This window comes from Bacillus sp. FSL R5-0712 (genome assembly GCF_038593285.1).
In the GTDB taxonomy this organism is placed as follows: Bacteria; Bacillota; Bacilli; order Bacillales; family Bacillaceae; genus Bacillus; species Bacillus safensis.
Window position 1 is genome coordinate 1,438,488 of sequence record NZ_CP151981.1, and the last position, 12,375, is coordinate 1,450,862.

Annotated in this window: 15 protein-coding genes; 10 read left to right on the forward strand and 5 right to left on the reverse strand. The window is 39.9% G+C overall.

What is annotated here, in order from left to right:
- The first annotated feature begins 98 nt into the window (after positions 1 to 98).
- The 4 genes from NSU11_RS07175 to NSU11_RS07190 are packed head-to-tail and all read left to right on the forward strand — an operon-like array spanning position 99 to position 3,088.
- Complete coding sequence (locus NSU11_RS07175; protein WP_216100329.1) at positions 99 to 2,024, forward strand: hypothetical protein; 1,926 nt, start codon at positions 99 to 101, stop codon at positions 2,022 to 2,024.
- Positions 2,014 to 2,277 carry a hypothetical protein gene (locus tag NSU11_RS07180; RefSeq protein WP_024424763.1) on the forward strand — a complete coding sequence of 88 codons (264 nt, stop codon included), beginning with the start codon at positions 2,014 to 2,016 and terminating at the stop codon, positions 2,275 to 2,277. The genes NSU11_RS07175 and NSU11_RS07180 overlap by 11 nt, the downstream gene beginning before the upstream one ends.
- Positions 2,277 to 2,795 carry a sigma-70 family RNA polymerase sigma factor gene (locus NSU11_RS07185; protein WP_029706720.1) on the forward strand — a complete coding sequence of 173 codons (519 nt, stop codon included), beginning with the start codon at positions 2,277 to 2,279 and terminating at the stop codon, positions 2,793 to 2,795. Before NSU11_RS07180 ends, NSU11_RS07185 begins: the two co-directional genes overlap by 1 nt.
- Complete coding sequence (locus NSU11_RS07190; protein ID WP_024424765.1) at positions 2,792 to 3,088, forward strand: zf-HC2 domain-containing protein; 297 nt, start codon at positions 2,792 to 2,794, stop codon at positions 3,086 to 3,088. The genes NSU11_RS07185 and NSU11_RS07190 overlap by 4 nt, the downstream gene beginning before the upstream one ends.
- A 41-nt stretch (positions 3,089 to 3,129) precedes the next feature.
- Here NSU11_RS07190 and NSU11_RS07195 read toward each other — a convergent pair whose 3' ends face one another.
- A complete protein-coding gene (locus NSU11_RS07195; RefSeq protein WP_024424766.1) occupies positions 3,130 to 3,765 on the reverse strand; it encodes a hypothetical protein in 636 nt (211 codons plus the stop codon).
- A gap of 275 nt (positions 3,766 to 4,040) precedes the next feature.
- Positions 4,041 to 4,220: a DUF5325 family protein gene (locus tag NSU11_RS07200; RefSeq protein WP_024426900.1), complete on the reverse strand. Its 180-nt coding sequence runs from the start codon at positions 4,218 to 4,220 to the stop codon at positions 4,041 to 4,043.
- A gap of 113 nt (positions 4,221 to 4,333) precedes the next feature.
- Between NSU11_RS07200 and typA the strand changes: the two genes are divergently transcribed.
- Together typA and NSU11_RS07210 are read left to right on the forward strand one after the other, a co-directional pair.
- Positions 4,334 to 6,172, forward strand: coding sequence for a translational GTPase TypA (gene typA, locus NSU11_RS07205; RefSeq protein WP_048238847.1), 1,839 nt, complete (start codon positions 4,334 to 4,336; stop codon positions 6,170 to 6,172).
- A 54-nt stretch (positions 6,173 to 6,226) separates the two neighbouring features.
- Entirely contained in the window at positions 6,227 to 6,550 is a 324-nt protein-coding gene (locus tag NSU11_RS07210; RefSeq protein WP_003210819.1) for a YlaH-like family protein, read from the forward strand.
- A 31-nt stretch (positions 6,551 to 6,581) separates the two neighbouring features.
- On the opposite strand, the gene NSU11_RS07215 is transcribed toward NSU11_RS07210, so the two are convergent.
- Entirely contained in the window at positions 6,582 to 6,815 is a 234-nt protein-coding gene (locus NSU11_RS07215) for a YlaI family protein (protein ID WP_223250959.1), read from the reverse strand.
- A 99-nt stretch (positions 6,816 to 6,914) separates the two neighbouring features.
- Positions 6,915 to 7,532 (reverse strand): YhcN/YlaJ family sporulation lipoprotein, encoded by a 618-nt coding sequence (locus tag NSU11_RS07220; RefSeq protein ID WP_149125679.1) that lies wholly within the window; start codon positions 7,530 to 7,532, stop codon positions 6,915 to 6,917.
- Positions 7,533 to 7,672: 140 nt separating this feature from the next.
- Between NSU11_RS07220 and NSU11_RS07225 the strand changes: the two genes are divergently transcribed.
- A complete protein-coding gene (locus tag NSU11_RS07225; protein ID WP_025092370.1) occupies positions 7,673 to 8,995 on the forward strand; it encodes a PhoH family protein in 1,323 nt (440 codons plus the stop codon).
- Between the two features lie 15 nt (positions 8,996 to 9,010).
- Here NSU11_RS07225 and NSU11_RS07230 read toward each other — a convergent pair whose 3' ends face one another.
- Entirely contained in the window at positions 9,011 to 9,493 is a 483-nt protein-coding gene (locus NSU11_RS07230) for a hypothetical protein (RefSeq protein WP_024426903.1), read from the reverse strand.
- A 120-nt stretch (positions 9,494 to 9,613) separates the two neighbouring features.
- Here NSU11_RS07230 and glsA point away from each other — a divergent pair, with 120 nt between their 5' ends.
- The 3 genes from glsA to ftsW all read left to right on the forward strand — a co-directional run bounded on the left by glsA (position 9,614) and on the right by ftsW (position 12,369).
- Entirely contained in the window at positions 9,614 to 10,543 is a 930-nt protein-coding gene (gene glsA / locus NSU11_RS07235; RefSeq protein ID WP_044334025.1) for a glutaminase A, read from the forward strand.
- A gap of 122 nt (positions 10,544 to 10,665) precedes the next feature.
- Positions 10,666 to 10,947 carry a YlaN family protein gene (locus NSU11_RS07240; protein WP_003212509.1) on the forward strand — a complete coding sequence of 94 codons (282 nt, stop codon included), beginning with the start codon at positions 10,666 to 10,668 and terminating at the stop codon, positions 10,945 to 10,947.
- 210 nt (positions 10,948 to 11,157) lie between these two features.
- Positions 11,158 to 12,369: a putative lipid II flippase FtsW gene (gene ftsW, locus NSU11_RS07245; protein WP_024426905.1), complete on the forward strand. Its 1,212-nt coding sequence runs from the start codon at positions 11,158 to 11,160 to the stop codon at positions 12,367 to 12,369.
- Positions 12,370 to 12,375: the final 6 nt, after the last annotated feature.

Consider the following 12,375-nt stretch of genomic DNA (forward strand, 5'->3'; position numbering starts at 1 on the left):
ATGAGAATGAAGTGATTTTTTGTTTTTCCTGAAACTTTTTGGTAAGGCGGATGTCTATACGAATGAGGCCTTAATTTCAAGTAAAGGATTGTGTATCAATGTTTGATTTGTTTAGTGATTTATCGCTCCATTTTGAAAGGTATTTTATTTTAAATGAGTACAGTATCCACATCATTCAATGGTGTGTACTTGGACTATTTGTCCTGTTCGTAACACTCCCCATATGGAAAGAAAAGAGGAGTAGTTATGTATTTTATGCTGGAATCGTATTAAGAGTTGTTCTGCTTGGCGGGATGACAGTTGAAATGATCCACCAAGTTCTGTCTAGACAGTATACGATCGAAACATTTGAAGTGCTGACAGATTTCATGCAATTTCTCATTTATGGGTATGTCTTGCTTGCATCACTGTACTATGTGATTACTCTTCCTTATTTAAAAAATAAAGGTATGTTCTTTGTTTTTGATTTATCTGTATTACTTCTGCCTTTATGTCAAACAGTGTTTATTGTGTTTGCTGAAAGCAAAAAGTTCTTTCTTAGCGGTGATACGGGGCTAGTATGGAGAGATATGATCACCATTTTGGTTATGGCTTGCTTTGCCGCTTTGCTGCTGCACCTTTTCTTTCGCTTGTTTTGGCACCGAAAGTGGAAGGAATTGCTTTTCTTCTATGGCTTAATTTTCGCAGCCTTGCTTTATATATTTTATCCTTCTATCTCGAAGCATGAGCTCCAATCTTCATTTAAATCGATAGTCATTTTAGCGGCAGCAGCAGGAAGCTTTATGACGATTGATTTGTTATCTGCTTTACTACGGGACAAGCTGAGATTAAGGAAGTGGGGCGTTGGTTGTATAACTGTCTTTTTTCTGCTGTTACTCAACCCGGTTGTCAATATTCCTCATACCATGTTCCAATTTACCAAAACGGAACTGGTAGATACTTTTTCAGAAGAATATCGCCCTTTATCAGCAGCAAGTGCAAAAGCATTCGCTTCAAAGTTTGTACCGGAGAATCAATCGCTGTATTTAAATACTAGTCATCAGCCTATCCCTTACCATTACGTGTTTGCAGATGATCAGTATGAAGTGAATATTTCTCCGTTTACAGGTGAATTAAGCGGATATTCTTATCGAGGTCGTGTAGAGGGAAAGGAGATGACCGATAAAGAATATAGGAAAAAAACCATTGAATTTTTCGAAAGAAGCGGGCGGTCAATAGATCTCAATCGCATTCAATTGACTGTACAAAAAGAGGACGGAGAAACGGACGTTCTTCTTCTGCCAAAAATGTCTCAGAATGAAGAGGACAGTTTAGCGTCTGCCACCTGGAAAAAAGGGACGCTTCGACAAGCGCGATACGTAAACGCCATCTTTCAATTAAAGGATATAGACGGCATCCGTTTAACAGAAACGGAGATAAAAAACAGGATCAACAGTATTTATAAACATTTAAATTTAAAGCCGCCAGCTTATCAAATCACAGGCATTGATGAATTTTATTTTAATTGGCAGCATGAAGTGAGGGTCACAACTAAAGATCAATCGGAGTTTCTGTTTAATGGCTCAACAAAAGAAGTTATCAGCTTTAAGCTGTCAAAAACGATTCTTCAACAGAAAAAAGGGAACGTCAGCGATGAAGATTTGTTAAAAATCATAGGGAAAACGCCAAAAGACGTAAGGAAAGAAACAGGTACTAGTGAAAGCAAACAATATACGTTTAACCGTTTCTCTCATGTCGCCAATCTGTTTAAAGGGGATGATGGAATTGAGTTGAGAGTACAATCAGATTCTTCAATCCCGCACGCAGTATCTAATCAAGATCGGGAGGACGTCTATCAGCAAGTACTTAAAAGGTATAAACCATATACGATTTATAAAAAACAAATAAAACCTGTGAAGATGATCGACAAAGAAGGGAACATCGACATTTCATGGCTTGTCATCATCCAAACCTTCGGATCAAATGAGCATAAAATCTATGAAGTGAATGGACGAACAAAAGAGGTGCATCGTTTTGACAGATAAAGAAAAACAAGCCATCTTTCAAGACTTATATGAACTGTATCAAGAAGGGGATCTGGGAGCCGAGGCAGCGAGCTGGATGAAGGCACACAAGCAGCAATTTCAGCATGTGGACACGGGTAAAAAGCAGTCTTCAGCGCCGATGAAAGGTCAGAATGACTATGACGAGTTAAAACGTATGAAAGGGTTTATTTACTCGTTATATTTCTTTTTTATCGTTTTATCGATTTGGATGACTGTGTGGTTTTATTTTTGATGTCCAGACCAGCAGAGCAAATTGAAAAAATCTATGAAGAATATTTTCAGGAAATCACCAAATATTTATATCGCCGGACGGGAAATATGGAAACGGCCAAGGACCTTGCGCAGGACGTATTTATGAAGGCACTTCATGGGTTGTCCTCCTTTAAGGGACATTCAAGTATAAAAACATGGCTTTATACCATTGCGTATCACACATTTGTGAATGATTATCGCCGAAAAGTAAAATGGACTTTTACGAACGTAGAGGAAATAGATTTCTTAGAGCAGCAGTCGTTCACGACACCAGAAGATCACATTGAAAAACAAGCTGATGTAGAAAGGCTGTGGCATCATATTTATCAGCTGAAGGATTCCTACCGGGAGGTCCTTATTTTAAGAGATATTCAAGAATTGTCATATGAAGAAGTAGCTGAAATTTTGAATTGGAGTTTATCTAAAGTCAAAACAACCCTTCATCGAGCCAGATTAGAGCTGAAGCGAAAGCTACATTGTGAGGAGTTCAATAAATGAGCTGTTATTTGATTGAAGAATTGTTACCACTTTATATAGAGGGGGACACAAGTGCAGAAACAAATAAAATTGTTGCAGAGCACTTACAATCCTGCGAGAGCTGCCAACTCCTTTATCACGAAATGAAAGAGCCAATAACCTTTATACAAACTCCTGATCTCATGCCATATATAGATGAAAAGGAAGAAAGAAGAAAATTCGAAAAGCGCTACTATGGCAAGCTGTTATATCGAGCAAGTATCGCGTTTTGTATGGGATATGTCGTGATGATCATTCTTTATTGGCTGAAATAAAAAACCCCCATCTGGATAAACCAGGTGGGGGTTTTTCTAGCTTAGCTTAATTTTTCTTTCGCAATTTGAACTGCATCATAGAACGTTTTCAATTGCTCTTGAGGAATTTTCTTAAGCATTTGGTTGAAAACAAGTAATTCAGTAGAGCTGAATCCAAGACCTTTTGCGATTTTTGAATCAATCACAACGTTTCCTTTTTTGTCTAGAACAAGGGCATCACCAGCAAGATCAGCAATTCTGATCACTGATTTGAAAAGCTTTTCGAATTTAGCCGCTTCTTCTTTTGTAAGACCAAGTTCAACAGCTTTTGCTGCATCAAAAACCAATTTCCCTTTTTCGTTTTTAGTGATGCTTTCACTGAAAACGATTGTAAGAACAGCTGCGCGATCTAAGAATTTCTCAGCAGTCGCCGCTTCTTCTTCAGTTAGTCCGAGCTCAACAGCTTTTTTCACATCAAATGTGTAGTTGTTGTCTTCCTCAACAAATGAATTGATGAGAATGTTGATGACACGCTCGTTTTTCTCCAATAATTCTTTAATGATTTGCTGCTGTTCAAAAGGAATTCCTTTGAAAGTTGCAGCGCTTGCTTGCCCAGGAGCTACTGTTGTGAAAGTAAGAATGATAGCTAAAGCGAAAAATACAACAGAGCTGAGCGATTTGCTCAAAAACTTCTTCATGCTTCTTTTCTCTCCCTTTTCTGTTAAATTTTGTTGCAAGAAAAGCATACCATGAGAAACTTTGTGGAAGAATAGGAAAATTGTAACTTTATGTTTGATTTTGGAGAACTATAAAAGTTCTTGTCGAAAAATGGAGGGGTTCAGATTGCTTACTTTTGTCAACTCTTCAAGATACGTTCCGTCTGATGAATGAAGCTTTCATAGGTGATTTGTCTTGTTTTTACTCAAAATAAAAAGCCTTCTACATGTAGAATGTAAAAGGCTTTTAACTAATTTTATGATTGCACGTTTAATTTTCTTTTTAATGTAAATCCTGTACCCATGAAAATCATGGCGAATACAATGCTTAGACATATACCCAGTATGTTTTTTTCTGCAAGAGTTACCCCAATAAACGCCATACTGACAACTGCAAGTAATGCACATAATAATAGAAGCCATTTGATTTGTTTCATATGTCCCCATCCCTTTTTTTAGAGTTAATATAAGTTTACAGAAAAACGATCGGCATTTAAAGGGGATTGTGATATAATATGAAAGTTATCTAATTATTTTAGGAGATGAAAATGTGAAACTTCGAAAAGACCTTCGCAACATCGCAATTATTGCCCACGTTGACCATGGTAAAACGACGCTTGTTGACCAATTGCTCCATCAAGCTGGTACTTTCCGTGCGAATGAAAATATCGCTGAGAGAGCCATGGATTCAAATGATTTAGAGCGAGAGCGCGGTATTACGATTTTAGCTAAAAATACTGCGATAAATTATAAAGATACACGCATTAATATTTTAGATACACCAGGACACGCCGATTTCGGTGGTGAAGTTGAGCGTATCATGAAAATGGTAGATGGTGTACTCCTTGTTGTGGATGCTTATGAAGGCTGTATGCCTCAAACACGCTTTGTGCTGAAAAAAGCACTTGAGCAAAACTTAACACCAATCGTTGTCGTCAATAAAATTGACCGCGACTTTGCTCGTCCGGCTGAAGTAGTCGATGAAGTGATTGACTTGTTCATTGAATTGGATGCAACAGAAGAACAGCTTGAGTTCCCAGTTGTCTATGCATCAGCAATCAATGGTACAGCAAGTAACGATGCGAGCAAGCAAGATGAAAACATGGAATCATTGTTTGAAGCTATTGTGAACCATATTCCTTGCCCGGTCGATAACCATGAAGAGCCGCTTCAATTCCAAGTGGCGCTACTTGATTACAATGATTATGTTGGCAGAATTGGAATTGGCCGTGTATTCAGAGGAACAATGCAAGTAGGACAGCAGGTAGCCTTGATGAAAGTCGACGGCACTGTGAAACAATTCCGCGTGACAAAGATCTTTGGTTTCCAAGGGTTAAAACGAGTGGAAATCAACGAAGCGAAAGCGGGAGATCTTGTCGCTGTATCTGGAATGGAAGACATCAACGTAGGTGAAACGGTTTGTCCGGTAGAACACCAAGAGGCACTTCCAATCCTTCGTATTGATGAGCCGACACTTCAAATGACGTTTGTTGTAAACAACAGCCCATTTGCAGGCCGTGAAGGAAAATACGTGACATCACGTAAAATCGAAGAGCGTTTAGAGCAGCAGCTTCAAACAGACGTCAGTCTTCGTGTGGATCCAACTGATTCACCTGATGCTTGGGTTGTTTCTGGACGCGGAGAGCTTCACTTATCCATTCTCATTGAGAATATGAGACGTGAAGGATTTGAATTACAAGTATCGAAGCCAGAAGTTATTGTAAAAGAAGTTGATGGTGTTCGATGTGAGCCTGTTGAGCGCGTTCAAATTGATGTACCAGAAGAGCATACTGGCTCTGTCATGGAATCAATGGGTGCAAGAAAAGGTGAAATGATTGACATGATCAACAATGGTAACGGTCAAGTTCGCCTGATCTTTACAGTGCCATCACGTGGTTTAATTGGATATACAACTGAATTTCTTTCATTAACTCGTGGTTTTGGTATTTTGAACCATACGTTTGACAGCTACCAGCCAATGCAGTCTGGTCAAGTTGGCGGACGCCGTCAAGGTGTACTTGTTTCAATGGAAACAGGTAAAGCGACTGCTTACGGAATCCAAGGTGTTGAAGAGCGCGGTGTGATCTTCGTTGAGCCAGGTACTGAAGTATACCAAGGGATGATTGTTGGGGAGCATAACCGTGAGAATGACCTTGTTGTAAACGTAAGCCGTATGAAACAACAAACAAACGTACGTTCAGCGACGAAAGATCAAACGGTTAGTATGAAAAAACCTCGTATTATGTCACTTGAGGAATCTCTTGAGTACTTGAATGAAGACGAATACTGTGAGGTTACTCCTGAATCAATTCGTCTTAGAAAGAAAATTTTAGACAAAAACGAACGTGAGAGAGCAGCGAAGAAGAAAAAGCTAGCAGGATTATCTTAATTCCATGAAGAATTAAAAAGATAGAACCCTGAAAGATAAGGGGAGGGAATCTTTTTGAATGATCAGGAAGTAAGTGAAAATCTATCCTTTTTCGCGATGCTGTTTCGTGTCGATGAAAATCCGCAAACAGGGATGTGGCTCCTATATGGCACCATCCTTGTTTTAGCGATTATTGTTTTTAAGCTCGGCTTTGCAAGACGTTTACCGATTTTAAAAGCGCTCGTGATTTATTTGTTTTTGATTTTTGGCTGCACGTTTCTCACATTTCTAGGAATCTTCCTGCCAGTAGCGGAAGGCCTAGTTGTGGCAGCTGCCATTTTGATTATTTATAAAATACGGCTGCATCGTGCGAAAAAAGAAGGAACAGTCAATACGTAAAAAAAGACCTGAACATGTGTCAGGTCTTTTTTTATGTCTTTTGTTCTTTCTTTCCTTTTTTCTTCTTTTTCTCTTTTGTCGCAGGATCCTGATAAAGAGAGAATCTGCCGGTTTTGATGCGAGCTTCTGTCTTTATTTTAATGCGTTCTTGGCAGTCATCGCACATATATGTATGAATTGGCCGGTTTCTTAACCGTTTCGCAACGAGTGTATCATCATCAATGGTTTCAAGCTTTTCACATAATGAGCACTTCACTCTCATCATTTTCACCTCACTTTAATGCATTTATTATAGCATGTTTTCCAGCTACTTAAAATCAGCGTAGAAAAAGGCTTATATCACAGGAGATATAAGCCGTTCTCATTATTTCTTCTGATTCATATGATGGTTTGATTGGTCGTTCTGATTTTTTTCTAACTGTTTTTGATCTCGTTCTTTGAGCTGATTATTCGGATGATTTGTCGGATCCTTTTCGTTACGGTCGATCTCATTTTTCGGCATCTCAGGCATCACGCGGCCGACAATGGCAGCCAGTTCATCCATAATACCGCTTACAGGACGGCCTGCTTGGATTTCTTTGCCCATTTCTTTTAAACGGCTGACTGTATCCGGATCAGCAACCACAACAGCATTTGCACCTTCCGGGTCATTTCTCAGCGCTTTTGCAACTGAATATTTAATGGTTTCTACTTTGCTTCTATCTAAATCATCTTTTACATCAATACCAACAACAGCATAGCGTCCGATGACGATTGCCGTTGCATCATTGACATCTGCTACGTGCTCAGTCACATTGACAAGATGCTCCGCAACATCTGTGGATGGGCGGGCTTGATCTGTCTTTTTCTTCGATGAGTCAGACACCCTTACTAAGTGCTGGCGTCCATCTTGCTCATCCAGTGCTTCTGGCTTTTCCTGCTGCTGGCAAGCGCCTAACAGAATGATCGTTTGAATCATGAATAATGTCAAAAATAGTCGCATCTAAATTCCCTCCTTCACAAACTGCATGATTTATTTTATTGTTGAATTAACCTTCTAACTTTATTCATGAAAACATATATTTTAACAATCGTTTTGGGAAAGACAAGGATGAATGAAACCCCGATCAGGAGGCGAAGGACCTGAGTAAAATCTATGTATTAGACACAAATGTGTTATTACAGGATCCGAATTCAATCTTTTCATTTGAAGACAACGAGGTCGTCATTCCGGCCGTTGTGTTAGAAGAAGTAGACTCGAAAAAGAGATACATGGACGAGGTTGGGCAAAACGCCCGGCGCGTCTCACGTTTAATCGACGGTTTGAGATCGAAAGGGAAACTGCATGAAAAAATTACACTAGAATCAAAAGGGACGCTGCGCATCGAGCTGAATCACCGCTCTTTCCATGAACTTCAAGAAATTTTTATTGAAAAAACGAACGATAATCGGATTTTAGCGGTCGCGAAAAATTTGAGCTTAGAGGAAGAAACAAAGCCTCACGGCCGGCCTGTCATTTTGGTCAGTAAGGATGTCTTAGTCAGGGTAAAGGCAGATGCTATAGGTCTCCAAGCAGAGGACTTCTTAAGTGATCGTGTGCTGCAAAACGAAGACATTGATAACGGCTATCATGAGCTCTATATTCCGACCGAGCAATTGAATACATTTTATAAGCAAAGTCAATTGCCGATAAAAGAAGTCACAAGTGCACCATTAAACCCTCATCAATTTGTCATTATGAAGGGGAATGAAGGCGGTTCTGCTTTAGGAATGCTTGATCAAAAGGCAGAGCATGTGAAACGGCTTATTTATGATCAAGAGCATGTTTGGGGAATCCGTCCGAAAAATGTTCAGCAGACGATGGCCCTAGAGCTGCTATTGCGACGTGATATTCCGCTTGTGACATTGATCGGAAAAGCGGGTACTGGTAAAACACTCCTTGCACTTGCTGCCGGATTAATGCAGACAGAGGATCTCGGCATGTTTAAAAAACTGATCGTAGCCCGTTCCATTGTCCCTGTTGGCAAGGATTTAGGCTACTTGCCAGGTGAAAAGGAAGAGAAACTCAGACCATGGATGCAGCCGATTTATGACAACCTGGAATTTTTATTTAATACAAAAAAACCTGGTGAACTTGATGCGATTTTGGCGGGAATTGGTTCTATTCAAGTAGAAGCTTTAACGTATATCCGTGGAAGAAGTATTCCTGATCAATTTATTATCATTGATGAGGCGCAGAATTTAACGAAACACGAGGTGAAAACATTATTAACGCGCGTCGGAGAGGGAAGTAAAATTGTGCTGATGGGGGACCCGGAGCAGATCGATCATCCTTATTTAGACAGCTTAAATAATGGGCTTACGTATGTCATTGAGCGGTTCAAAGGTCAGCAAATATCTGGACATGTCAAGCTTGTCAAAGGAGAAAGGTCTGGACTTGCACAGCTTGCAGCTGATTTGCTGTAGTCCAGACCCTCTGTCTTATGTAATGATGAGCTCTTTGACACCTTTTATCGGCTGAGTGAGGTTGGACTGATCTGCGAAATAAACGTGGATTGGTCCTTCTTCTGTCATCGGCTTCCCATTTTGGCTGAAGTGTGCAATGCTTTCCATTGCCTGAGAAAGCGGAACAGCAATTGTCTCTGTTTCTGTGACAAATTCGCATGTGTCTGCATGTTCAAGCGGTTCTGCATTTTTCAGCATATCACCCAGCTTCATCCCGAAGCTGCCTGTGATGAGTCTTTCCTTTTCGTACTTCTTCTCTGTTTTTAAAGTGGGTGGAAGTGTTTGTCCTTCTCTGATCACCCGCTCTTGGTCAAGCTCCTGATCCAGCTGACTTTCTTCATTTGCCGTGCTTTTTTCAAAAAATGAATCCATTAAAAATTTGCGGTCATCAAAAATCCATACACTTGGATCAATGGTGATCTTGTACTTTACGTTCCCCTTAATTTGAATGATGCTCATGTTCAAGACAACCCCTTTCCAACATAAATTATAGAAGTTTTCGCCTGCTTTGTCACTTTCATAAACATGCTTTTCCTTGTACACACTAATCGTACATGAAAGATAGGGAGGATGTTGGGCATGGCATGTCGTGACAATGAAGAGCTTCAGCGATTTGTAGAAGAAGCAAAAAAAGTGGCCAAAGATGGCAAAGTAGCATCCTATATTCCCGCTCTCGCCAAAGCGGATCAGACGGATTTATCTGTGGCTGTGTACCATGTGAGTAATACTTGCCACTCGGCAGGAGATGTAGATAAACGCTTTACCCTGCAAAGTATTTCTAAAGTATTAGCCCTTGCGCTCGTGCTTTCAGAAGAAGGGCCAAAAAAAGTCTTTCAATTTGTTGGACAAGAGCCAACAGGTGACCCGTTTAATTCAATGATTAAGCTGGAAACAGCAAGTCCGAATAAGCCGCTGAATCCGATGATTAATGCAGGAGCGCTTGCAGTCACAAGCTTAATAAGAGGAGCGACTCCGCAAGATCAGCTGAACCGCCTGCTTGGCTTTATTAGAGAGCTCGCAAATGACAAAAGCATTACATACTGCAAGGAAACAGCCGCATCCGAATTTGAGACATCGATGATTAACCGGGCTATGTGCTATTATATGAAGCAATATCATATTATTAGAGGGAACGTAGAAGAGGTCATGGATGTGTATACGAAACAATGCGCCATCATGATGAACAGCTTAGATTTGGCGAAAATTGCTTGTGTTTTTTCATTAGATGGCAGACATCCAGAGACGGGCAAGCAAATTCTTTCAAAAGATGTCGCTAGAATTTGTAAAACCTTTATGGTGACGTGCGGCATGTATAATGCAAGCGGGGAATTTGCCATTAATATCGGCATACCTGCTAAAAGCGGTGTTTCAGGCGGGATTATGGGAGCGGCACCATATGATTTTGGGATCGGAATTTTCGGTCCTGCCCTGGATGAAAAAGGGAATAGTATTGCTGGGATTAAGCTGCTTGAGCTCATGAGTGAAAAATATGAGATGAGTATCTTTTAATGAGAAATGTCTTCTTTTTATTTTCACAAAGCGAACTGTACAAATCTGCTTGCAATTTTGGGCGTTTCGCTTTATGATAAATAGAAGAATTAGGTACTCGCCTGGGGAACGGAGGGATACTTTTGGCGTCAGAAATTTTAGTCGATCATCGGCAAAAAGCACTGGCTTTATTAAAATTGGATGCAGATAAAATTTTAAAATTGATCCAAGTGCAAATGGACAACTTAACGATGCCGCAATGTCCTCTTTATGAAGAGGTTTTAGATACTCAAATGTTCGGATTATCGAGAGAGATTGATTTTGCTGTCCGGCTTGGATTAGTTGATCAACATGAAGGCAAGAAACTACTCGATAAACTTGAGAGAGAGCTTTCCGCACTTCATGATGCGTTCACAAAAAAATAACGATTGAAAACTCAAACTTCCACAACATAAGTTTGAGTTTTTTTGTCCCCTATTTTCTTTTGATGGATTGACGGCAAACGGACTTGATTCTTTCATGAATGGCGAACAATATAAAAGAGGTAAAACGGGATCAAACGGAGAAAATGTAGTAGAATAAGAACAGCTAAGAAGATATCAAGCAGTAGAAACAGACGTTAGGAAGAGGATTATATGTTAAAGAGAATGCTAAAATCGTATGACTACTCATTATTGTTCGCCATTATCTTAATCAGCGCATTTGGTTTGGTTATGGTGTATAGCTCAAGTATGATTACATCTGTTATCAGATACGATGCCGCGCCAGATAACTTTTTTAAGAAACAGCTCTTATTTATGATTGTTGGAGCAGCCATCTTGATCTTTACAGCATTAGTTCCATATCAGCTGTTTTCAAATAAGAAATTCCAGATTGGTATGCTGCTGATTTCAGTTTTTTCCCTCATCTATGTGTACTTTGGCGGTCATATTGCAGGGAACGCAAGAAGCTGGATCAAATTAGGCCCTTTTAGTCTTCAGCCAGCTGAATTTGTAAAGATTGTCGTCATCATCTATCTTGCTGCGGTGTATGCCAAAAAGCAGCATTATATTGATCATATTTTAAGAGGTGTCACGCCTCCAATCGTGATTGTCTCTATCCTGTGCGGATTTATCATTTTGCAGCCAGACTATGGGACAGCCTTTATCATTGGCATGATTGCCCTTGCGATGATTTTATGCTCAGGCTTTAGCGGCAAAACGCTTGCGAAGCTGCTGGCGCTATTTAGTGCAGTAATGGTCGTCGTGACCCCGTTTATTATTCTTTTTTGGGATAAAATTTTCACGCAAAATCGTCTCGGACGTTTTGAGAGTTTCCAAGATCCATTTAAAGATGCAGGGGCTACTGGGCATCAATTGATTAATTCATATTATGCGATTGGATCAGGCGGCTTTTTTGGACTCGGTCTAGGAGAAAGCGTTCAAAAGTACGGGTATCTTCCAGAACCGCACACAGACTTTATCATGGCAATTATCTCAGAAGAGCTTGGTTTTTTCGGCGTGTTTTTTGTTCTCGCTCTTCTTGGTTTCATCGTCGTGAAAGGTTTTTATATTGCGAGAAAGTGTGAAGATCCATTTGGAAGTTTGCTTGCAATAGGAATTTCCTCCATGATTGCGATCCAAACTTGTATCAATTTAGGCGGTGTTTCAGGTCTTATTCCAATTACTGGGGTGACACTTCCGTTTATCAGCTACGGGGGATCGTCTATCATTTTACTTAGCATCTGTATGGGAATGCTGCTGAATATCAGCATGTTTACTGAATATAAAGAGCGTTACAAAAAGAAAAAATCAATGAGCAAACCATCGGTTGAAAAAAATGGATTGCAGAAAACTTTGAATCTTTAGAAAACA

What these genes read in the sequence shown, in the direction of transcription:
- NSU11_RS07175 (WP_216100329.1), top strand. Translation starts at nt 99, where the DNA reads ATGTTTGATTTGTTTAGTGATTTATCGCTCCATTTTGAAAGGTATTTT.
- NSU11_RS07185 (WP_029706720.1), top strand. Translation starts at nt 2,277, where the DNA reads ATGTCCAGACCAGCAGAGCAAATTGAAAAAATCTATGAAGAATATTTT.
- NSU11_RS07190 (WP_024424765.1), top strand. Translation starts at nt 2,792, where the DNA reads ATGAGCTGTTATTTGATTGAAGAATTGTTACCACTTTATATAGAGGGG.
- NSU11_RS07195 (WP_024424766.1), bottom strand. Translation starts at nt 3,765, where the DNA reads ATGAAGAAGTTTTTGAGCAAATCGCTCAGCTCTGTTGTATTTTTCGCT.
- NSU11_RS07200 (WP_024426900.1), bottom strand. Translation starts at nt 4,220, where the DNA reads ATGAAACAAATCAAATGGCTTCTATTATTATGTGCATTACTTGCAGTT.
- NSU11_RS07215 (WP_223250959.1), bottom strand. Translation starts at nt 6,815, where the DNA reads ATGATGAGAGTGAAGTGCTCATTATGTGAAAAGCTTGAAACCATTGAT.
- NSU11_RS07220 (WP_149125679.1), bottom strand. Translation starts at nt 7,532, where the DNA reads ATGCGACTATTTTTGACATTATTCATGATTCAAACGATCATTCTGTTA.
- NSU11_RS07230 (WP_024426903.1), bottom strand. Translation starts at nt 9,493, where the DNA reads ATGAGCATCATTCAAATTAAGGGGAACGTAAAGTACAAGATCACCATT.
- glsA (WP_044334025.1), top strand. Translation starts at nt 9,614, where the DNA reads ATGGCATGTCGTGACAATGAAGAGCTTCAGCGATTTGTAGAAGAAGCA.
- ftsW (WP_024426905.1), top strand. Translation starts at nt 11,158, where the DNA reads ATGTTAAAGAGAATGCTAAAATCGTATGACTACTCATTATTGTTCGCC.